Genomic DNA, 22313 nt, shown 5'->3' on the forward strand with positions numbered 1-22313 from the left:
TGCATTACAGAATTTGTACAATTAATTTTTTAACTCCTGCTCTCATATAAGTTACTACTTGATTGTCTCTACTGTATTCTATGAAGAAGTTCTTTAGATCATTCTCCATGTCAAATTGGATGTCTGATGCTTTTATTCTTACCAAACTGGCTCTTAAACTGCTTGTAATTGTTGAAATAACTCGTTTGTCGTTTTCTAAAACGGTGTGAGGTTGACAGTGAATCATATTCAAGAATAGCTTGGCCTGCGCTATGTACAGTTTAGATAATACTCCTAGTATGTAGGTGTTATTTCTGTTTTTAATTATTTCTGCAGCTGTACCTGAGAATAGTTTGGTAAATCCTTTTAAAGAATTGTTGTCTCCTCCGTTTAAAACACTTGGTGGAGCTGCTAAGACAGTATCATATAGTCTTACTGTAGGAATCACAATCTTATTTCTTGTGTTAGTAGATACATCAACATTCATAGAGATTTTTGAACGATCTTCTTCTATTCTTCCTAATGTTTCTGAAATACAATTGGTATTAACTTCTACTTCTTCACGTACTTTGATTCCGGTAATGGTAAATGTATCTTCTCCACAAGAACTCATTGACGTTAAAGAAACATCTATTACAGATTCTTGGAAAGTATCTACTTTGAACTTTAATGCTGCTCTGTTTGTTCTTATAATTTCTTGCCCTGCTACATTCCATATGTATTTATCAGCTACTTCTGACGTATTGGTTAGGAATAGTTGTTTTTGCTCTACTTTCCATTCAAAACGAGCTTTTGAGGCTGCTTTTAGTTTTAAGGTAAGCAATGTATCTCCTGCAATACCTAGATTAGCTGCTCCCGGCGCTGTCATATTAGTTCTAATCGGTGTAAACTTCACTTGCCCGTTTGCATCAACATAAATTCCATTTCCTGTGTAAGGTGTTTTGTCAATCAGAGGGTTTACAAGTACGGAGTAATTACGATCGTCATTCAAACAGAAGCTTGAGATATTATCTTCCATTTTCATTGTAAACTTCGGATAAGGAATCTTTACTTTTCTCTTCTTTGTTGATACACATCCATTCGGATCTGTAATAGTAACCATGATTTCATAAGAGTTAGAAGCTTCTTTTTTTAGTAAGAATCCATGTTCTATATTCTTCTTCTTACCTGCTTCATCTCCATTGATCTTCCATATGTATTTGGATTGACCATTATCTCCTCCTTGCATTTTTACTGTTAAGTATACAAGTTGATACAGATTATTTCCTTCCCAATAGTATTGACCTTCATCACCAATAATTGAGAATTCTTTAATGGCTCCAATCGTAATAATTGCGTTGGTGATCTGTCTTTCTAAGGTAAATCGGATAGGCTTGTCAAAGTCTTTGAATTTCTGCGGATCGACAATTAAATTATCGTTCTCTATATTCAATCCATTAATTGCGCCTCCGGCAATTTCAATTGTACCTGTTGATGGATTCTTATCTGTAAAAGGTATCTTGATCTTGCTGGTAGCTCTAGTGTTTAAGCAATAGGTTTTTACGATGTTTAAAGAAACATCAACAGGGCTTTCAAAAACTATTGGTTCAATAGGGATCACCTTTTCGCAGAATCCATTGCTAATGCGTAAACTTGGTTTTACAATGTTATCGGCATTGACAGGTAGGGCATATTTTTCTTTTACTTCTCCAGATGAAGAAGGTGTTATTTCTACCGTGGTTCCATTTCCAAAATCCCATTGATGTTTCAAATTTGCATATACTTCTGAGACCTTGTAGGTAACAATAGCCACAGTATTCAACTCATGGTATTCTACAGATGTTGTAACTGAAAGTGCTACATCCGGATATACCGTAATTGCACAATCTGTCTCTTCATCATTAGCTGTAAAAGCAATTACTTTTCCATGCAAACTAGGATCGGTTAATGAGGCATCAAATACTGGTTTGTTGTTGGCATCGTATGTCAAGCCGCTTTCTTTACCTTCAGGTACATTTGCTTTGATCTTTGCATCAGAAGGAGAAACATCAAACGGAATAGGAATCACTTCCACTCCTTCTTCCAAACAAATATATTTCTTAGGCAAGCTTAATTTTACCGGTTCTTTAGGTATGATAAAGTTAACAGGCGCACAGTCTGTACAACACATGTATGGTAAGTAAAAATCTGCTACTACAGTATTTTTAGTAGTCGTATTTGTTGCAACAATGGTGTTTTCTTCAAAATATATTTTGGTGTTTTTTCCAACAATAGCAGGGTTGAAGAATTGTATAAAATTGGCTTTTTTTCTTATAGATCGATCTTTTATTTCTATGATCAATTTTTTCTTTTCTGTTCTAGAACTAATTTCGTTAATAGCTCCGGCTCTTCTCCAAAGAACATTTAAAAAGGTAGATAGATTGGAAACAGTTTCTTCAATATCTTTTCCAATAAAAACCACTTCTTCCATTGGGTTTTGGGTTTCTTTGGTTACTCTGTGCAAAAAGGCAAATTTTGTACTGAGTTTAGAGTTCCATAATTGAATTTGTCCTTTGTCTCCATCCAAACCATCATCGTCTATATTAGGTTGTTCTAAGAACTCTAGTTCAAGAGTTACATTTTGATAGGTTGCTTTGTTATCGGCATCTTCTTTTACATAGGCCATCACAAAAGTACCTCCCGGAACTACTCCGGCTCTATGTTCTAAACCTGGGTGTTTTTTTACAAATTCTGAGAGTTGTGTTTGAATAAGAATCTCTTTTTTACGTGTTTCAATCTCTTTTAATAAGATCTCTAACTTTTTAGCAGAACAGCATACTGTTGATAGCTGATTGATCAATAATCCTATGATCTGTTTTGATCCATCATTAAGTTCTACTTTTTTGTACTTCATTTGTAGGTTTTTCACATAAGTACATAGTTGATCTATAGTTAATTTGTACTTAACTAATGAAGCTTCATTGATCTCTAAAATACTAGTTGGAATTTCATTATCAAGAATGTAAGAGTGCACCAATACTTCTGTTATGTCTTTTAGAACAAATTCTTTTAATTCTGCTTTTTCTTTCCAGGTATCAGTGTTAGAAACGGCTGTTAAATCTCTTGTAATGGCAGCCATGATATCATTGGCAGATCCTCCTTTGTTTTCTTTAAAGGCTTTTTTTACATAAACTCCTAAGGCTCCTTCGTCATGAGTTAGTTTTTCTTCTACGATGTTCTTTCTTCTTCCGTATGCCATTCTTTTCTCGTACATCTTCTTTCTGGCATCAGATTTCAACTCTTCTTCATAGCTATGAATTCTTTCCATTCCTGTAGCGCTGGCTGCAACCACCATTCTGTCATAACCTTTCTTTTTTGAGATGAGATTGTCTCCGGCTTTTTTGGTATCGAATCCCGATAAAAACTGACTTACTTCTGAAAGTACACAGTCTTGCTCTGCTCTCCAAGCTGCCAATAAGATCTTAAGGTCTTCAAATTGACATTTGTATTCTTTGATATCAACGGATTTATTGGCTGTTTCTACCGAGAGTACTTTTACATCAAAGCTCAACCCTTTATCCTTCTTAATTTTTAAGATCTGATCCAATGCATCTCTATACATTTTCCCCTGAATCCCTTCAATTCTGTAAAAGTTAAAGTGATCTAAATTGTAATCTAATGGATGTTGAATAGCGGGAGCGCTTACCAAATTCTGACGGTGATAGCTCAAATTGAAACGTGATCTGAGCTCTTTGGTTTTCTCATAACTCCACTGTTTTAAAATAGGGTCGTCTACTTTGTAATAGAAAGGAATTGTTTTTTTTGAAAGTTCACTAACATCTAATGATGGTGTGATCTTGATCTCACTTCCTTTGTTTATGAATAAGAAGTTGATACATAGTTCTTTTACCTTTTGAAGTAAGTGAAGTGCTTTTTGATATTCCTTATTTTCACAACCAATGATAGGCGATTTATAGAACTCGTGTCGTAAGCTTAGGTAAGGTTTGATTTCTTCTATTCTACCTAGCATTAAATGCTTTGGAAATGCTCCTATGGTAGGACAACAGTGTACGTTTAGATTCAGAAGAGTTGATTTGATCTCGTTGTAGGTGTCTATCAAATCTTTAAGTACATCGTATCGGTATTGAAAGTCTACGGGAATAGCATTTTCATTGAAGTTAAAGAGCCTGTTGATATATGATGAAACACTTGTTTGATTGAATTTCGCTAAAATAGCATCTAGGCCTTCTCCAAGCTTGGTAACTGTATTATTACTCTTGATGGCATTGTAATAATTTGATTTGAGTTGTTTATACGTTTTTGTATTGTCACAGTTTAACACTACTCGTTTTGCACTTACTTCGGGTAGAGTAATGTAGGTTTCGTACCAATCGTGTTTCTTATAAATTGAGTCTTTACTTAAAATGTATTTAGCGTTTTTAACGGAAGTCAACAGAACTCTTAAGCGCGATACTTGCTCTATACCTTGATTATCGCAAGAAAGTTTGGTACACAAATCTCCTTCTTTGGAATAACTTTCAAGGTAGAGCAAGACAACCATGTTCTTAAGGTTGGGAAACGAAGACAAACTCGTGTGGGCATTATCATCTTCTTCATGAAGCTCCCATAATTCTATTTGTTTTTTATCAGCACCAATAAAGCGATCGTACTTTGCAGTATCGTCTAGGAATTTTTTATAGAACTTAAATGTTTTAGAAGACAGCTCAATAGACTTTAAGGTAGTATCTTTTTTACCTTGTTCTGTTTGTGATGGGTTTTGCAATGCAACTAAATCTCCATCGGTAGTAACACCTCTACCTTGTGTGATCTTTATGCTCTTTAGTGTAGTATCATAACTCACCTGAAAACCACAAACAATGCCTACTCCACTCAGGCTAGTTCTGCTTAATCTATCTTGATCATCAAAATAGTCTAGAAACCCGTTCAGTTGTGTTTCTGTAAGAACCTGATTTTTATTGAATTTGCTGTATTGGGTAGATATATCTACCAGTTTTGTGCTGCTGTGTTTTGATTTAGTTTCCATCGCTGTCTATTTTTAGTGTTCCCAGGTTTGTTTGTCCTAAAATGACTCTTCCTTCTATATCGTTACTATCATCGGTACAATCCAATAATCGTCCTTCTGGATAGATCGTATTTAGTTGGGTCATTGCTTCTATTAATTTTTTGTGCTCGTTATTCCCTTTTATGGGCTGTTCTTGATCTAGATTGGTTTTTGCTTCTAAGTAAGCTTTGTAAGCGTATTCAAAACCCCATAGATCATTGTCCTTATCGTCTACAACTCCTCTCCTATCTCCTACCCAGCAAATTCTTGGAATGATGTGTGCCGGTAGTTCTTCTCTAATGATGTTTTCCATATAGTGTCTGAAATCAGGGTTTGAAAAACGGAAAGTATATCCGGGCAGAACAATGCTTACTTTAAAGGAATAAGGGTCTATACTGCAAGCATCGCATTCATCTGCACAAATAGGCATGAATTCTTCTTTTTTTGCTAAACTATTGGTAACATCGGGTCTCAGTAGAATATGCTCTACTAAGAACATTCCTTCTTCTGTAAAGTCACATTTGATAAAGTTGATAAGGTCTAGAATTGCCTTCTTTAAGTCTTCTAGCGTATCATAAGACGTGTTGTGTTTTCCTAATTCGTACTTATTATGAGATTCGGGCAATAGAAGATCTACAATCTTAAAAGAATACTTTCCGGAAGTAACTTCATAAGGAGCTATATTGGTTTTGATCTGATCATTGATTGTTCCGTTTTCGAACTTTTGCTCGATCTTCTCTTCTGGTGTTTGTATGATCAGTAATACTGCATTGTACAGGTCTTGGGTAGCCAAAGCAACAGATTTGTATTTTTTTACTGATACTAGTAAAACACTAGTTTTCCCATCTGTTATTTCCCATTCGTATTGATCTTTCCCTTCATCATCTTTAGATTTAATGATGCTGATAAATGATGAGGTAAGGTGTCTTCTGGTATAGTCTTTTAATCCTAATAATCTGGATACTCTCTTTTGAAAACCTGATATATTATCTGTATCCCACAGGCTTTCTTTGGGCTGCTTGTAATAATTAAAAGCTGCTCCTCTTTGAGAACTTATTGCTACATAGTCCTTAAGAAATGCTTTCTTATTTGCCAATGCGATCTCTTCGGCCACATTGCCATAAAGCATCTTCATTAAGAACACATAGTCTCCGAATTTTTCAGCAAATCTTGATAATAGATGATCTAATATCTGATGACGTCGTTCTAAACTGTTGTCAAATCGTTCAAATAGATAAGAAGTCAGTGCTTCTTCATCGTTTTTCGGATAATCATCAACTAAGTCATCAAATCCTTTGATATTTGTGAGCTCTTGGGCAAAATAAGTTCTAGTTTCGTTTCCGTTGATAGAGAGTAATTCTCTTACTTTTCCTAAGTGTTGAAAGTAACTGGCTAGAATTTTATCGAAGAACAATAGGTACGATTTTAATTGCTTGGCTTGCGACCTTCTTTGGGTTGTTGCGTAAGCACTTAGTCCTTCTTGTCCGATTCCGTAGGTATCAGGAAAATCGTTTTGAATGGTATCGTATGAATGTGCTTGTAAATGATTCCCTTGCGGAATCTCAAGTTTCATATCTTCTTTGGCCATTAATTTTGACTCCAAAGCATCTTCTTTTAACAATCGCGTATAGTATGCTACTTCATTGTCATTAAGATTGAGAGGCAATACTCCTTTGTGATAGTTTAATTTGCTTTTTGCACATAAAGCAGGCTTTTTATCAGGGTCTATACAGATAAGCCATTCGTTCTTTTGTTCTTTGTTATCATCACAATGAGCAATAGAAATGTCTTTGATCAGTTTTACGCCTTCAATATTCATGATGATCTTCATCAGATCGGAAAGCCTGACTTCTTTTCTAAGATCGGCTTCACTTAATTCTTCTGTATCAATAAAACCGTGTTCTAATAATGGTCCTTCAAAGATCTCGTCTGGAGTATATGATCTTGATAGCATTTCTTTTAAGCTATGAAAGCTAACTGTTGGCGATAGGTAATTATGAAGTTCGAAAAGTACGTTTGCATGCACTTCTTCTTCATTTGCCTCCGGTTCTATTTCTATGTTGGCGCAAATAGAAATAGGTTGTTCTTCTACCTCTTTGATCTCAACTAAATCTTCGCATAGGTTTCTATTGGCGTGATACTTAGCTCGAATCGTTTCTTTGACCTCTTTTATTTTTTCTTTTTTCTTTTCCTCATCTAATTGCTTGTAGTCTTCAAACTCAACCAATAGGGTGTACAATCCTTTTAATGTAAAATCGTCTAGCTGTGTATCGTCTACATCTTTAAATGTTTCCTTCTTGTAGGATAATTCGCTATCTCTACAGTTTACATGTACCTCTTTCTTATATTTTCTCAACCAACAATTTCGTACTCCTTTCAAATCAATAAACATCTTTCTATAATCCAATTCTGTTACCGGATTGTTAGGAAAAACTTCTTCTGCTTTGTAAAACTGATGGTGAATATTTTCTGAAGCATCTTCTGATGTTAGCAAATCTTTGATGGGGGCATCAATTCGATAGCTCAAGTCTGTGATTGCATAGGACAACATTTCTAAGATCGTAATGCCTGGATCATGCGAGTTCAAATCTGTCCATAACTCTCCTCCTAGTTCTTCAATATACTCGACCCCTTTATCTCTTAGGAAATAAAAGTCTAGATCGTCCTTAGAGGAAACGTTTTTAGGTATGCTGGTATGTTTGGTTATACTTGACATGTTTTGGGTTCTTCAAATTTTTCTCCTTTACAATTGCTTAGTACTGTACTTACATCGTGGTCTTTTGCTGATACCAAGATGGATTTTGGATCGGATGGTGAGATGTTGTTTGTTTTTTCTGAGCTTCCTACTTTGCTTATTTCTACATTCTGTAGGTAGTCTACATATTCTAACTTCTCCAGGTAATCGATCAAAACACTTTTGTGGAGTGTGACTCCGAAAGTGATCTCTTTGGTATCGTCATAAGCCCAAGGAGAGAGAAATTTTGTAATATCTTCTTCTAGTTTCTTGCTGTAGAAATTTTTATCTAATCCTTCATAGAACTGGGCTTGTAGTTTTACAAAGACTTGTTCGTAATTTGGATTGATCACTTTAGCTTCTACATGCTTGGTATTAAGTGTATTGATGTACTTTTCTACTTTAGCCAGTAAGCCTTTGCTAACTCTTGGCTCGTAGATATCAAACACATTTTTATTTACGGTATCGGGAATAACCACTAAGCTTACTTCTCCGGCAGCTGTAAAGCTTTTTTCTGAAGTATGATTCAAGCATTTTACTTTATAGATTTCCGGAAATTTTTGTAAGATCAAATGTTCATAATCCCAAAGTGTAATGGCTCTGTTTTTGTGGCGAAGTCGCTCACTAATTCTTCTGTAAAAATCAAGGTCTGATTCTTCCGGAAGCCCATTGAATGAGCTGTATGGCTGTGAAACAGATCTAATTTGTGGCACGCGATCTATCAGCTTTTTAATCGTTTCTGATTCGAGTCCTTTTTCTAAATGAGAAAGTTCGTTCTCTGAGTTTTTAAACTCTGCCAATACTGCCTGAGTATGTATGTTGATTACCTTACATACAGCATCATAACTCTTGTGTAATTTTGCTCTTAGCCATATATAATTTTCCGGAAGCAAAGTATTGTCTAAAGAAGCTTCATTGGGTAAACCAATCTTGATGATTCCTGAAGACAGCATGTTTTCTGTACTATCTGAAATGATATGCTCTTTGAGGCTTTTCCAACCGTTGCTACACAGTACAGACCACTCTATTTGTTCTTCGTTCTCAAAAGATTTTACCAAAGGGTTCTCACTTCCTTCCAGTACTTGAATCAGTAAAGAGATATTTTGAAGCGGTTCTGCTTCTTCTAAACCAATTAATAGCTCTCCTCCTTTACAGTATTTGGGCACTAAAAAGGCTTCAATAGTTTCTGAATCGTATAGATCTCTAATTCCTTTTTCTCTTCTAAAGAGTTTTAAATAATTGTGTTCTTCATTTTGTCCGAAAGGATGTTCATGAAATAGCTTTATTCTATTTTTCTCGTATGACTCTTTCGAGTTTTGAGTCTGTAAAGGATTGTCTTTTGATATTGGAGTTTCTTGCGATTTTACAAGTAGGCTCTCTTGAGCTACATAACTAATGCTTAGTTCTTCTGCTATGGGTGTATAAGGTTCGTTGGGTACCAAAGGTGCTCCTTTGCTTGTGAGAGCCATGGCATAGATTCTTGGATATAAACTATGCAAAAAAGTATTTTCTAAAGAAAGACGTAAAGGTCCTGAAGTATCTGCTGCAAAAGATTCAGAATTGGTATACTCAACAGTACATTCAAAATCGTCGGTAGCCAGCTGTGTATTGGGATCAACAATTTTTGTAAATAAAGTCTGTTTGTCACTTTTTACTTTCCAAATCTCGTTGTGTTTGATAGCTTTTTCTGCCTTAAAATGACTATCGCTTTTTACAATCAGTTCATTGTCTGTAGCCGACGTCATCTGCTGTAAAAACGTAGTTTTATTGGTAGCCAATCGTTGTGAATCTAAATAGGCCTTGTACCAATCTTTAAAGCTCTTAGGTGTGTTTTTCCATTTGAAGTTAACTTTAATACTTGTCCATTTTTTTGAAAAAGCTTCTGGAAAATCTATATAAAAGTTAGAATTCAATACAGGTTGAGTAGAAAACGGATAAAAAGGTTTTGCTGTCTTTAAAATTCCGTTGTCGTTCTCTGTAATGATGGTTGTAGCTTCTTTTACATCTACTTTTACTGTTACATTAGTGACTACTTTCTCACTTAATATCTTATAAAATTCATAGCCTTTCTTTTCGCTTGTATCAATTAAAAATCGAACCAAAGGGAAATCTGTAGCATATTTTTTAAGTAAAAACTCATCGTTGTAATGAACCAATGCATCTTCGTCTTTAGTCAGTTGAAAAACCAATTTTAATTGTTTTTCTGTAGCATCCTTGGTTATTAGTTCTTCACTGGCTTTGTCTGCTTCGTTTGCTGTAATTTTCAATTGCAAAGGGCCAATCCAATCTTCTGCTCCACTACCATAAATGCTAATAATATCTTCTAATACATCTGCTTTGAAATCTGATAATTTTAGATCATCTTCTGTTGTTTCTTCTTCAAAGTCTATGGTGATTTCTATAGTTCTTAAGCCTTCTTCCAGTAGTAGCATTGGCGAACTGATAGCAAATCCTATATTGGCATTCTCAAGCTCTTTATACGTTCCTTGTTCTGAAATTTCGGAAGTATATCCAAAAGGAAACCAATAAGGTGCGTCTTCCGGTAAAGGTTCTTCTTTGCCATCTAAAGTATTTGCTACTTCATTTGCAACAAATTCTAATGGGTTGTCTCCTTTGTGTTTAGGGTCTGAAAATTTTTCTCCGTTATAAATAGATCGTACACTGGCTACTTGTGCTTTATTGGCAATTAGTTCTTCTGTAGTGTTGTAAATTCTTTGTACACCATTATCATCCTTTCCTGCATCTAACTCTGTAGCTTCAACTACTTGCTCTTCACTACTTCTTCTGGCAATTTCAAAAAGAATATGTACTTGGTCAGAAATAGCTGCTCTTTGATTTACCTGAAGAACTTCTTTGTAATAGAAATCTAAATGTCTTTTGGTTAGCTTATTAAATCTTTCTTTAGAAAATTCTAATAGTTGTAAAAAGCATACAAATAGGGTTAGATGAGGCGTTAATTCGCTATTCTCTTTGTATTCTGAAAGGGTTTTGTCTATGGCTTGTTTAAGCTTGCCATATTCTCTTGTGGTTCTTGAAACAATTTCCTGATTGTTCGGGTTGAATTCTTGAAAGAAACTCTGCCAATCGTCAGATGGTTTCTTATCATCACTTATATCAAAGTAATTGACTCTTTTGGCAAAGTTATAGGCAAATAAGATCCAATCTTCTAAGGTGAAATCATGAAGCTCGAAATTCTCCGGTTTGAGCGCTTCAATAAATCGATCGTTCTGATCGGTTCCGCTTCTTTTTAATATTTTATCTATTTCTTGCCCCATTTTCTTTTTCAGTTAAGGTCTGTTCCCTCCTCTTTGTAGAATGGGAAGACCATATTTCTTCTTGAGTTTGTTGCTCTAATTCTATAATCGATCTCTATGATCAATTTTCCTTCTAAAGGTTCAGTTTCAGAGATGTCTATCTTGATCACATCTATTCTTGGCTCATGATATAGGATGGCTGTTTCAATAAGCTCTACCACATAGGTTATGAGTGTTCTGTTCAAGCCTTCAAACAACAGTTCATCTAAGTTGCAACCATAATCAGGTACCATAACTCTCTCTCCTAATCGAGTAGATAATAGGATGGATAAGCTGCTTTCTATGTCTTCTTCATCAGATAGCATCTTAATGCACTTTTGTTTGATCTGAAACTCAGGAGGGAATCCCCATCCTGTTCCTAAAAATGGAATCTTACTTTTCATCTTATCCTATTAATACGGTTGGTAATCCTGCTACAATTGTTCCTCCGTGTGCTGTAGAATCTCCCATTCTGGCTGCCGGCATACCGCCAATAAGTACGGTAGGCGACCCCATGATTATAGAATCCGGTGGTCCAACACAGGTGGCCATATCTCCAAGCCTGGCTGCCGGTAGTCCTCCTATCAAAACTGTTGGTGATCCTGCCGGTAGAATAGGTCCTCCTACATGAGGTACCAATCCGGTTACCATCGGACAAACGTGCATGTCGGTAATTCTTGCTGCCGGTTTACCCATAACTTTCGCTTTATTGATTTTCTATGATAGCTTTCGCATATAGTTTGTTAAACTCATCCGGTAATTCGTTTTGAATGACTTGTAAATACTCTTTGAAAGCATCGTGATTCTTATCTCTATCCAATCGGTCACAGGTATTTGTTGCGATATAATTTGATGATCCTTTTAAGATGTTAGCCAATACTTTCTGAACTTCTTTTAAAGCTGTTTCTTTCATTTGTTGACTCTCTGCTTTTACAAAGTCCATAGCGTGTAATAAGATTAAAATACCTCGAGGTTCGCCATACCAAGACATCTTATCAATTGAGTTATGACAGTATTTGATACAATTGTCTTTGTACCTCTTTGTGCCTTCCATATTGTAGTATTCAACACTAAGAATAGCAGCGTTCATACAAGTTGTAGCTTTCAAATTGTAATTCCTCTCATAGGTTCTGATCAATAGATCTAGTTCATCGATATGACGTTCGGAAAATATGATGCATCCTAAAAAGTCGACTACTTCCGGAATCAGGCTATCAAATTTGATATGTACACACTCTTCCAACAGTAAGTATGTATCTGACTTGAGTGTTGGTTGATTCGGGTTTAACTTGTGGTCTTCTTTTAGCACTTCAAAATCCATTCTAAGCTTGTTCATCTTCGACTCGATCATCATCTTATCCAAACTCTCAAGCAATTCAGCATTCTTACTTTCAATTTCGTTGTGAACAACTTGCTTGATCTTTAGGTTGAATGCAAAGGCGGCTACACCTCCAGAGACAGCAATAATTACACTTATCAAGGTCATCCAGTAAGTCAATCCACTTTTTACTTTAGTATCGATCTCGTTTTGAAGGATTTTATCAAAATCTGTATTCGGAATACGCGTATAATTCTTTTCTGAAAGGTATTCCTGTATTTCTTTCTGAATCTTTTGCTGTTGAATAGAATCTGTTTGTGCAGAAACTATCGATAGACTTACCAGACATACGATCAAAAAACTATATACTGTTTTCATATTCTTTTGATTAATTGATTTGTACTAACGATCCTTTTAATACTGCAATAGCACTTGTAGAAACTTCAGCTCCTGCCGATCCTTCGGCTTTGAATTGTGCGTTGGCTTTTACATTTACATTCATCCCTTCAATGTTTACATCTTTGGTTGCTTTCAGTTCAATATTGTTGGGGGATTCCATCTTAATACCGTCGCCGTTCATTGTGATCTTGTTCTTATGATCGTCTTCGATAACAATGTACTTTTGATCTTCATCTAAAGTGATCTTCTTCCCTATGGGTGTTGAGATTTCAATACTTTTCTTCTCATCGTTGAAAAGAATCTTCATCTTACTTCTGGTTGTCAACCCTTTTTCATGATTGTTGTCATCTGCTTTGATGGGTGCCGGTTTGGCACTACTGTGTAACATTCCTAGAACAACAGCATCATTGGGATCTTCATTAATGAATCCGATGATTACTTCATCTCCTATTTCTGGACGAAAGAAATAGCCTCTTTCTTTTCCGGCATCTAGCGATGCTACTCTACACCAAATACCTTGTTCTTTATGATCTATAATTGGAATCTGAACAAGTATTCTGTCTTCTTTATCGGGATCGTCTTGTAATTGAGAAACTACACCTACTTGCAAGCCGTTAATAGCCGGTAATAAGCCGGATGCCGGTTCTGAATGTACAGGGTAGTTTTCTGAAAACCATTTGGGATCTAATCCAAATTGAGCATTCACTGTCCAGTTTCCTTCTGATATGTTATGACTTACACCGGTTACATAGACTTTACCATTGAATCTATCTCCAACACCTTCTAGTTTTAAGATGGTATTAGGTTTTACAGAAGGGATTCCCTGAAACCTAGCTCTTCCTCTAACTTTTGCTAATTGCTGAAATAACCACTTGGCATCTGCCCAATTTTGGAGCTCGGCATTTGTTATGGCACCTCCATGTTTTAATTGGAGATTATCTAGAGCAATGGTCTTGCTTAAGTCTGAAGAAGATAGATTTCCATTTAAAGACACAGAAGGGTCTTTCCCAGCGATTTCCAGCAATTCTTGATCTGCATGGTTCCAAGCGTAAGAAGAGACTTTTTTCATTTGATGTTTTGCATCTATTTCGGCATCAAAATCCAAGAGTGTAGCTCCAAACGTTATGGTTTCTACTTCTGATTGACTTACGTTGGGTTTGGATACTGTGATCTTACCATCATCAATAAAACAAAGCTTTCCGTTTGCCTGTGCTCTCATTACCATAAAATCCCAATCACTGGCATTGTATTGTACCAATTCTTTGTGTTTTACACTGGTAGATTCTACGTCTTTTGAGAGTTTATAGGTACCAATAAGCTTTTCTATGATCTCGCTGTCTTTGCTGTCATAGAAATACTTGCTTTTTCTTCCAACAGTCATCTTTACAGCTTCATCTTTACACTCTACTATTAATTGAGAGCTATTCTCTCTAATCTTTATATTGTGCTTCAAGACAATGCCTTTAAAGATGGTCTCTTCATCTGAGTGATATCCGGCAGTGATCTCAATTTTTTTCCCTGGAATCAACAGCTGTTCTTCGCTTAGTACAAAAGATCTTTGCGAAGCTTCTCCATCTAGCAAAATGATCTTTGCTATGGGAACTTTGTTCACTTCTTTAGAAACAGAGATACTTTTCACTTCATAAACTTTTGATAGTTCTTTACCGTCTATCAATACTTTAAAAGTGACTAGGTCTGCACTTTTTGAGGTTTTTATGACTCCGCTGTTATTCATACTAGGATTGTTTTGCTAAAGGCGGGAAAAATAATTGTTGTCCGGGTGTTAGTTTTCTAAACTTGTAGAGCTTGTTCACTTTCGCTACTTCTAGGTAATACTTAGAATCACCATAGATCTGATGTGTCATCAACGGTAATGTATCTCCGTCTTTCACAACACGATAGTGTGTGAGATCCGGCGATTTGTTGTTTTCTGCTGCCGCTCTTTTCTCTGCTTCGATATGAGAGATGAACTTTACTTTTGCAATGGCTCGTAACGGGGTTCCGTCTGACTTGAATAGTTTGTATTCTATAGACAGATCCGTTAGAATGCCTTTAAACAACAGTGCGCCCCAGCTAATGATCAAATAATTGGGTTTGTGTTGATCTCCGTTATAATCAAAAACTGCTTTTTTGAAATTGGCTAGATCATCAATAATTCCCTTTCCTTGATCTTTATATACTGTATCGTCACTACTGGCTTGTTTGTCATCTCCATAATGAACCAACACTCCTGTTCGATCAAACAAAAACTCCAGATCTAGGTCGGAAGGCAATGATCTTGTGAACTTAGGAGCTGTAGAACTGGTTCCTGTTCCTCCTTCTTTCTTATACTCTGTTTTGTAAGACTGCGTATATTTTTCGGGATTCAAAAGCGCTGTATACTTCAGCCCTTTGATCTCGTTCTTATACTTTTCATCCTTAAAACAGCGAATGATCAACTTTTGTAATTTACCTCCACTCATGGATTATCTTTCTTTTTGTTTTTCTAAAATTTCCATGACCGCCTCAACACAAGTGTTGATGATGGCTTCTGTACCTTTTAAAGATTCTTGGTTGTCTTGGGTTGAATTGCCTTTGTTGGCTCCTTCATCTAAGTGAATCTTGATATGCATTTCTTTGATCTCTATAGGCATGGTTACACAGTTTTAAAATGATTGTAGGATAACTCTAAGGTTTCTATAACCAATTTGTTGTCTTCGGCATTAAAGTCGCTCACATTCCATTTTACCGGATATGCGTGAGCAATGTTCCAGGTTTGTAAAGGCACCGCATCACCTTGACTATTTTCTCCTCCATCTTTTACCAGTAAACTCACGGTAATATCAATGGGTTTGAACTCAAAGTTCTCGAGTGCTTTCTTACACCATTTGATTACTCCGGAATCTAATAGCATCCCTCTTTTTAAAACCAAATTGGGAAACTTGGTACGTACCGGAATTTTGTGCTTGAACCTGTTCTCTCCTCCTTCTGCAACTTCTTCGGTTTCCAGATCTATTGAAAGACCTGAAACCGACTGAAATCGATGATCATTTTTTTTGGTTTCAATTCCTGAGAACTCAACCTTAAAATGAAAACCTACGGGTATAGGAGGTTTGTACTGCGACTTTAATTTCTTTGGCTTTGCCATTATTGTAAGATCAATTTCTCAATAACAAATACTGCCGTTTCTATAGCGATCTCATTTCCATCTGCTTTTAGATCTGTTGACTGTACTTTGGTGATGTAAGCATTGCTTCCTACCCAAGTAACTGCAGGTTCTCCTTTTTCATCTAAAAGACTTACTGTTAGATCTCCTCTGTATTGTTCTTCTCCTTCTTGGAAGTAAACTGTTTTTACCCATTGGGTATAAAACTCCTTGCTTTTATCTACAAAGGTTCCTCTTTTAATAGTGATGTCGTTGTATTTGAACATACCAGGCTGTTTCGTTTTATGAAATTCACTATCGGCTCCGGCTCTATATTCAATTTTTTCATTTTCAAAATCCAACCCAGATACTTCTGTACAATTGAATTCTGTATCCCCAAATGACACCTTGAAGCTAAACTTGGGTAATGCATAAGTTGTTGCCATGATTTTATGTTTTTATGTATTAATTATCAGTTATTAATTATGCTTCTTGCATCTTGTGTGAGAATCGTAAAATGATAAATTCAGCTGGTCTTACTACTGCCATACCAATCTCTACGATCATATTCCCTTCTAAGATGTCTTGTGCAGTCATGGTTTCTCCTAAACCAATGTTTACGTAGAATGCTTTTTCTGGCGTAGGCCCTGCCAAAGCTCCTGCTCTCCACTGTGAGGTTAAGAAGTTATTGATCATTGCTTTTACTCGAACCCAAGTATTCTTGTCATTCGGTTCAAAAACAAATTGCTCTGTAGCTTTTTTGATCGATTCTTCAGCCATGTTGAAGAAACGTCTTACTGAAATGTAGCGCCATTCGTTGTCGTTTCCGGCTAAGGTTCTTCCTCCCCATACCAAAACTCCTTTTCCTGTAAAAGATCGAATTGCATTGATAGATTTTCCTGCAACTGTATCTACATTCAAACTTTTTTGCTCTTCATGAGAAATCTGTAAAGTAGGCTTGATCACATAGTTTAAGCTCACATTTGCCGGAGCTTTCCACACTCCGCGGTCACTATCAACTCTCGCATATACTCCTGCCATTGTAGAAGATGGAGGCAATACCATTGGCATCGCATTGATCTCTGCTTTGATCTTATTGTAAGCGGCATTGTCTATGGCTTCAACTTCATTTAACTTCTTACCATTTAAAGAAGGATTGGATGCTGAATTAGCTGATGAAATTGTTGTTACAATTGCATCTATCAATGCATCTACTGCTTGAATTTTTGCAACTGTAGTATCAGCATCAGTAACAATACTTGCCAAATCTGTTTTTACTGCTCCTCCTGTTTTTCCAGCTAAAGCAGCATTTTTGGTTTCTAAGTCAGTTTTTAATTTCAATAGATCTTTAGAACTATCTGTGATTGCTGTGTTTAATGCAGTCGCTTCTGTTGTAGATCCGGCATCATTTCCTGCAGTAACTGCTGGTGTAGCTGCTGTAACAACAGTACCAATAGCATTTATGATCTCTTGCACTTTAGCAATAGCTGTATCACGTTTGCTGGTAGCATTTGCAGCATTATTATTTTGAATGTCTGTGTTAATTGTACCTAACTCAGATACCAAAGTGCCTGTGCTGGTTACCAATGCCTCAACTGCTGTTGTTGCATTCTTGGCAGCCGCCAATTCATCTTCTAATGTTGTTTCTGCTTCCTGAGCATGAGTAATGTTTACTTTGCTCTCATCGTAATGATAATCTAGAATGGTTTCTAAGAACGGATAATAAGCTGCACCGTACTTCACATAATCTTTATCATTTGAGATCTTACCTCTTAGGTCATCTACAGGTTCATCATTTTCTTCATCATCGTTTTCTGTATCAATGATCGTAAAACGGTCTTGTAATTCATTACACTGAGTTAACGCATCATTATACAAAGCATAAAAATCATCTGTATTTCCTAGTTTGGTAGCATCTGGAAATAGAATTAACGTAGGCTCATCTTCTTTTCTAAGTTTTGCCAATCCTTTGTCTAAATCTGTTTTACTTACCAAAGTAGCCGGCGAACTGGCTTGTGCACCGTATTCTTTTACCGAAACTATATAACAAGGCCCTCCTCCATTCGCAAAATACATTTGCAATGAATAGTACATAAGAAATGGTTTTGGACTTGTTGGTTTACTAACCGTGTAAGTTCTTTCTACATTACCATCGATCATTTTATCATTGATCGCAACAGTAATGCTGTCTTCTTTTAAAGCTGATCCAAATAAGGTCTCATACTCTAAAAGTGAGCTGATTCTCGTTGGAACTAGCACTAAAGAATCGCCGTTCTTTTTTTCTGCCTTTTCGGTATAACCAATAAAGGCAGGGATAGCTGTCTCTACTTGGGCTACTGATGGAGGAAATTTTACGATCTCCTCTATGTAAACACCCGGTGTTTTGTAAGCTGCCATAATAATTAATGTTTAGTTTTAAATGAATATTTCTGAATAGTAATTGCTATTCTCTTTTTTAATTAGATCTATTGCTGGATTAGGGAACTTGTAATCATCAGGATCAGTAGATGGGGGATCCAGTCCAGCGTTGTCAAAATCAGCGCTGGTTATTTCAACAAAACCATTCTTGGAAAGCCATTTCGTTGCTTTTGTGGTCAAAGTTGCCTCGTCCTTTAGGCTTATGTATTTCCAAAAGGTTTTTAAATTGATAAAGCTGATAGTAAATTGGGGAACAGCTTGCTTGATATATTGGGTATCGGAATCAAACTCTAAGAGATGTCTTGAAGCATTATCTCCTTTGATACGTAGTCTGATATAGCCAAGTATTTGTTTTTGCTTTTTCTTTTGAATAGAATCATTCAGTAATGCAGTAATTTCTTCATCTTTTTCATTCGCTGTTAAATTCTCATCGTTTTGAATAGATCGAATGCTTTTTCCCAACGAGAATTTTTCTGAAATATCTTCGTACTTCTCATCTTCCAACGCAATTGCTTTTAAAAGCTCTCTGCTAGCTTCTTCCTTTAGCTGAAAACGACTATCGATCAATCCACCATTATTCTCAAAAAGATTTTCAAAAGAGTTCTCTTGATCAGCAGGTTCTACATTTGTAAACAAATACATGTTTTTCTCTGTGGTTCCTGTAACATTGGTGTAATTGTAAAAAAGATTGTCTGTTGCCTGAATCTGAAAAGTAAAGTAGACTTCATCATCAATAGGAATGATGGGTTTATACTTCTTCTTGTTATTCACTTTTTTTTCTAATGTACTTCCCATTACTCGAAATCCTTCTTTGTTGAGTCTCATTACCAAACGGTAATTCTTGAATTGTGCTCTAGTGAATCTTGTTGGTGTAATGCTTAGAAAATCTGTGAGATTGTATTCTTTTAACGCTTCCTTTTTTTCGTCGGTTGTCATAGGCGCATCGCTATTGTCGACCTTTAAAAACTTCTTCTCTCCTTTGTCTAAAAAGTAGCCATGATGAATATTGATATGGAAAAGCGACTTGTAATACATCTTAGTTTCCGTTGAAGTTTGAGCCTAAACCTGTAATTACTTCTCCTTGTCTGAGTACTGCGTCGCGTTCTATTTCTACTAAGGATATCTTATAGATCACCGAAGGATATTGTTTCCCTCCTAAGGTTCCCCAAATGAAATTGAGCTCTTCAAAAGAAGGTGTAAAAAGATCTGCTATGAATTTGAAGTTCTTCACATTTAGCATATCTCCTTCTCTCAAAAAATTTGTATTGTCTTGAGTGAAAATTCTTTTTCCTTGAAAAAATTGAATGATCTTAGATATACTCTTTAATGATTCCTTATAGCTGGTATTGTTGGCACTAAAAAGAGCATACAAGTTTAAACTAACCTTTGGATTTTTGTAATGAACTGTAGTTCCGGTTATCTGATGATTTGTACGATTTTTTAGCGTGTATTCTTCCTTCATATTTAATAAGGTGAGAAAAACTCCTTGAGAATCGGAATCACCATCCTGATCTACATTGGCAATATTCTCTAAAGAAACTGCTGTAGAACCAAAATATCCGTTAACCTCTTCGGTAATTACCTGTAGGATTTCAAAAATCATTGCTCTTAGATTAGGGTGAATTATAGTGCGATTTACGAGTACTAAAATTATTCTAACCTATTGTTTTGCAAGAAGGTAAACAACTGATTTACAGAAAGATTAATCCCTATTTCTTTTTCGGGGAAAAAACCTGTTTGAAATAGGGTTAAAGTATACCGATGGTTTGAAAAAAAAATTATTTTATAGAATAGTATATGTATGGGAAAGAAAAAAGCTTCCTCATTCCTGAAGAAGCTTTTGGGTGAAAGATCCGCCTTCATTTTATTTCAGACGGACAAGCCGGGTTCCTCTCGACTATGCTCGAGATAAACTTCTCACCCTATATTATTGACTGCTTTCGAACTTTTATAAAAAAGAAAAGCTTCCTCATTCCTGAAGAAGCTTTTGGGTGAAAGACCGGGTTCGAACCGGCGACCTCCGGAACCACAATCCGGCGCTCTAACCAGCTGAGCTACAATCACCATGTAACTTGCGGGTGCAAATGTACTTTATTTTTTCATTTCTAGAAAAGAAAAATTTAAATTAATTTATCTAAAGAATCTACAGCTACATAACGTTCTACTGTAAATCCTTCTGCGTGATCAGCACCTATCAACCGCCCTAAATCTCTGGCTCTGTATACAATACTGTCTGTAAAGTTCTTACTGGTAATAGGTGTTTCCGGCTCTTTACTGTCAGGATCAAAGAATTGTGAACTGTATGCCATCACAGCATCTATCTTTTTATCTATAAACCCGGTTACATCAACCACAAAATCAGGCTCAATATTCTTCCATTGAATATAATGATAGACAAATTTGGGTCTCCATTTCTCCTGAGATTGACCATCCATTTCTGTTTCAATCTTTTGCAAACCGCTTAAGAAACATGCATCTGATACCAATTTACTTCCTTTTCCATGATCAATATGTCTATCATCAATCGCATTACACAATACAATATCGGGTTGATATTTACGGATCATTTTAATGATCTCCAATTGATGCTCTTTATCGTTTGTAAAGAAGCCATCAGCAAAACCTAAATTTTCACGCACAACAGCTCCTAAAATCTTGGCTGCATTGGTAGCTTCAATCTTTCTTAACTCTGCTGAGCCTCTTGTTCCTAATTCTCCTCTGGTCAAATCGATGATTCCTACTTTCTTTCCTAAGGAAACTTCTTTAGCAATGGTTGCAGCACTTCCCAATTCCACATCATCTGGATGTGCTCCAAAGGCTAAAATATCTAACTTCATACAAGTTCTTTTTTTGTTTTTTGAATGGCTTGTTCTATATCTGCTATCAGATCTTCCGGTTCTTCTATTCCTGTAGAAAAACGAATCAAACCTTGTTTTATTCCTCTTTCCAAACGTTCTTCTTCAGTAAGCAAAGCGTGTGTTGTCTGTGCCGGACTAACTGTAGTGCTTTCTAATCCTGCTAAACTCATTGAGGGTTTGATAAGTTCTAATGCATTTTGAAACTCCATAGCATCAATCCCTTCTGTCAGTTCAAAAGCCATCATCGCTCCAAATCCTTTCATTTGTATCTTGGCCAACTCATGGTCTGGATGGGATGTCAATCCCGGATAATACACACGATCGATATGAGGGCTTTCTTCTAAATATTCTGCAACTACCTGAGCATTCTTGGTTTGTTCCTTTACTCGCAGGTTTAGCGTTTTCATGCTACGCTCTAGCATCCAAACCATAAAGTCGCTTAAATTCCCTCCATAGTTTATAGCTGTTTCCCAAATCTTAGCGATATGTTCTTTGGAACCGGCTACAGCTCCTGCTGAGATATCGGAATGCCCGCCCATATATTTTGTTCCAGAATGAATCATGATATCTATACCATAAGCCACAGGGTTTTGATTGATGGGAGATGCAAAAGTATTATCGATCATTGTTATAATTCCTTTAGCCTTTGCTAGGTCTGAAATTGCCTTCATGTCTGTAATTCCTAACAACGGGTTTGAAGGTGTCTCTATATAAATGATCTTCGTATTCGATTGTATCAATGCTTCAAAGTCATTTACCGAATTGCTTTCTGTATAAGAATATTCAATTCCGTATTTCTCAAACTCTTTTGCAACAAAATTGTAGGTTCCTCCGTAAATCACTTGTTGTAAGATCACATGATCTCCTTTTTGTAAGAATGCAAACAATGCAGCACTAATTGCTGCCATTCCTGAACTAAAGACCAAAGCATCTTCTGTTTTTTCTAAAGCAGCGATCTTTCGGCACATCCCTTCCTGATTTGGAGTATTAAAATACCTCGGATATCGTTTTACATCTACATTATCAAAAGCATAAGAAGTAGCCATATAAACAGGAGAAACAGCTCCTTTGAACTGCTTATCCTCTATCTCACCTACGTGAGTACATATGGTATTTATGCCTAATTTTTTAGGGTCTTTCATGGTAAAAGCATTATCCTACGAATTTACA

At 36.2% G+C, this 22313-nt stretch carries 16 protein-coding genes and 1 tRNA gene; all 17 read right to left on the bottom strand.

Translation table 11 applies throughout. The features are described 5' to 3' along the window. Positions 1-4: 4 nt before the first annotated feature. Complete coding sequence (locus tag ACFSRZ_RS10635; protein ID WP_379666537.1) at positions 5-4981, bottom strand: hypothetical protein; 4977 nt, start codon at positions 4979-4981, stop codon at positions 5-7. Continuing rightward, positions 4971-7715, bottom strand: a complete 2745-nt coding sequence (locus ACFSRZ_RS10640; protein ID WP_379666538.1) for a hypothetical protein — start codon at positions 7713-7715, stop codon at positions 4971-4973. The genes ACFSRZ_RS10635 and ACFSRZ_RS10640 overlap by 11 nt, the downstream gene beginning before the upstream one ends. Further along, positions 7703-11008, bottom strand: coding sequence for a baseplate J/gp47 family protein (locus tag ACFSRZ_RS10645; protein ID WP_379666539.1), 3306 nt, complete (start codon positions 11006-11008; stop codon positions 7703-7705). The genes ACFSRZ_RS10640 and ACFSRZ_RS10645 overlap by 13 nt, the downstream gene beginning before the upstream one ends. Positions 11009-11016: 8 nt before the next feature. After that, positions 11017-11430, bottom strand: a complete 414-nt coding sequence (locus ACFSRZ_RS10650) for a GPW/gp25 family protein (protein ID WP_379666540.1) — start codon at positions 11428-11430, stop codon at positions 11017-11019. 1 nt (position 11431) lies between these two features. Continuing rightward, the gene (locus tag ACFSRZ_RS10655; RefSeq protein WP_379666541.1) at positions 11432-11722 is read right to left on the bottom strand and encodes a PAAR domain-containing protein; all 291 of its coding nucleotides are present in this window, start codon (positions 11720-11722) and stop codon (positions 11432-11434) included. 10 nt (positions 11723-11732) lie between these two features. Further along, positions 11733-12722, bottom strand: coding sequence for a hypothetical protein (locus ACFSRZ_RS10660; RefSeq protein ID WP_379666542.1), 990 nt, complete (start codon positions 12720-12722; stop codon positions 11733-11735). A 10-nt stretch (positions 12723-12732) separates the two neighbouring features. Next, positions 12733-14478 carry a type VI secretion system tip protein VgrG gene (gene vgrG, locus ACFSRZ_RS10665; RefSeq protein WP_379666543.1) on the bottom strand — a complete coding sequence of 582 codons (1746 nt, stop codon included), beginning with the start codon at positions 14476-14478 and terminating at the stop codon, positions 12733-12735. A 1-nt stretch (position 14479) separates the two neighbouring features. Continuing rightward, positions 14480-15205 (bottom strand): CIS tube protein, encoded by a 726-nt coding sequence (locus ACFSRZ_RS10670; protein ID WP_379666544.1) that lies wholly within the window; start codon positions 15203-15205, stop codon positions 14480-14482. A gap of 3 nt (positions 15206-15208) precedes the next feature. Continuing rightward, positions 15209-15376 (bottom strand): DUF5908 family protein, encoded by a 168-nt coding sequence (locus tag ACFSRZ_RS10675; protein ID WP_379666545.1) that lies wholly within the window; start codon positions 15374-15376, stop codon positions 15209-15211. Between the two features lie 2 nt (positions 15377-15378). Continuing rightward, positions 15379-15870, bottom strand: coding sequence for a phage tail protein (locus tag ACFSRZ_RS10680; RefSeq protein ID WP_379666546.1), 492 nt, complete (start codon positions 15868-15870; stop codon positions 15379-15381). Further along, a complete protein-coding gene (locus tag ACFSRZ_RS10685; RefSeq protein WP_379666547.1) occupies positions 15870-16313 on the bottom strand; it encodes a phage tail protein in 444 nt (147 codons plus the stop codon). Before ACFSRZ_RS10685 ends, ACFSRZ_RS10680 begins: the two co-directional genes overlap by 1 nt. Positions 16314-16350: 37 nt before the next feature. Beyond that, on the bottom strand, positions 16351-18264 hold the full coding sequence (locus ACFSRZ_RS10690; RefSeq protein ID WP_379666548.1) for a phage tail sheath family protein: 1914 nt from the start codon (positions 18262-18264) through the stop codon (positions 16351-16353). 18 nt (positions 18265-18282) lie between these two features. Next, complete coding sequence (locus tag ACFSRZ_RS10695; protein ID WP_379666549.1) at positions 18283-19320, bottom strand: hypothetical protein; 1038 nt, start codon at positions 19318-19320, stop codon at positions 18283-18285. A gap of 1 nt (position 19321) precedes the next feature. Then, positions 19322-19888, bottom strand: coding sequence for a DUF4255 domain-containing protein (locus ACFSRZ_RS10700; protein ID WP_379666550.1), 567 nt, complete (start codon positions 19886-19888; stop codon positions 19322-19324). Between the two features lie 386 nt (positions 19889-20274). Further along, positions 20275-20350, bottom strand: a tRNA-His gene (locus tag ACFSRZ_RS10705). A gap of 55 nt (positions 20351-20405) precedes the next feature. Next, positions 20406-21122: a bacillithiol biosynthesis deacetylase BshB1 gene (gene bshB1, locus ACFSRZ_RS10710; protein WP_379666551.1), complete on the bottom strand. Its 717-nt coding sequence runs from the start codon at positions 21120-21122 to the stop codon at positions 20406-20408. Beyond that, positions 21119-22285, bottom strand: a complete 1167-nt coding sequence (locus ACFSRZ_RS10715) for a trans-sulfuration enzyme family protein (RefSeq protein ID WP_379666552.1) — start codon at positions 22283-22285, stop codon at positions 21119-21121. Before ACFSRZ_RS10715 ends, bshB1 begins: the two co-directional genes overlap by 4 nt. Positions 22286-22313: the final 28 nt, after the last annotated feature.

Source organism: Pseudotenacibaculum haliotis (assembly GCF_042684245.1).
GTDB classification, from domain to species: Bacteria; Bacteroidota; Bacteroidia; order Flavobacteriales; family Flavobacteriaceae; genus Polaribacter; species Polaribacter haliotis_A.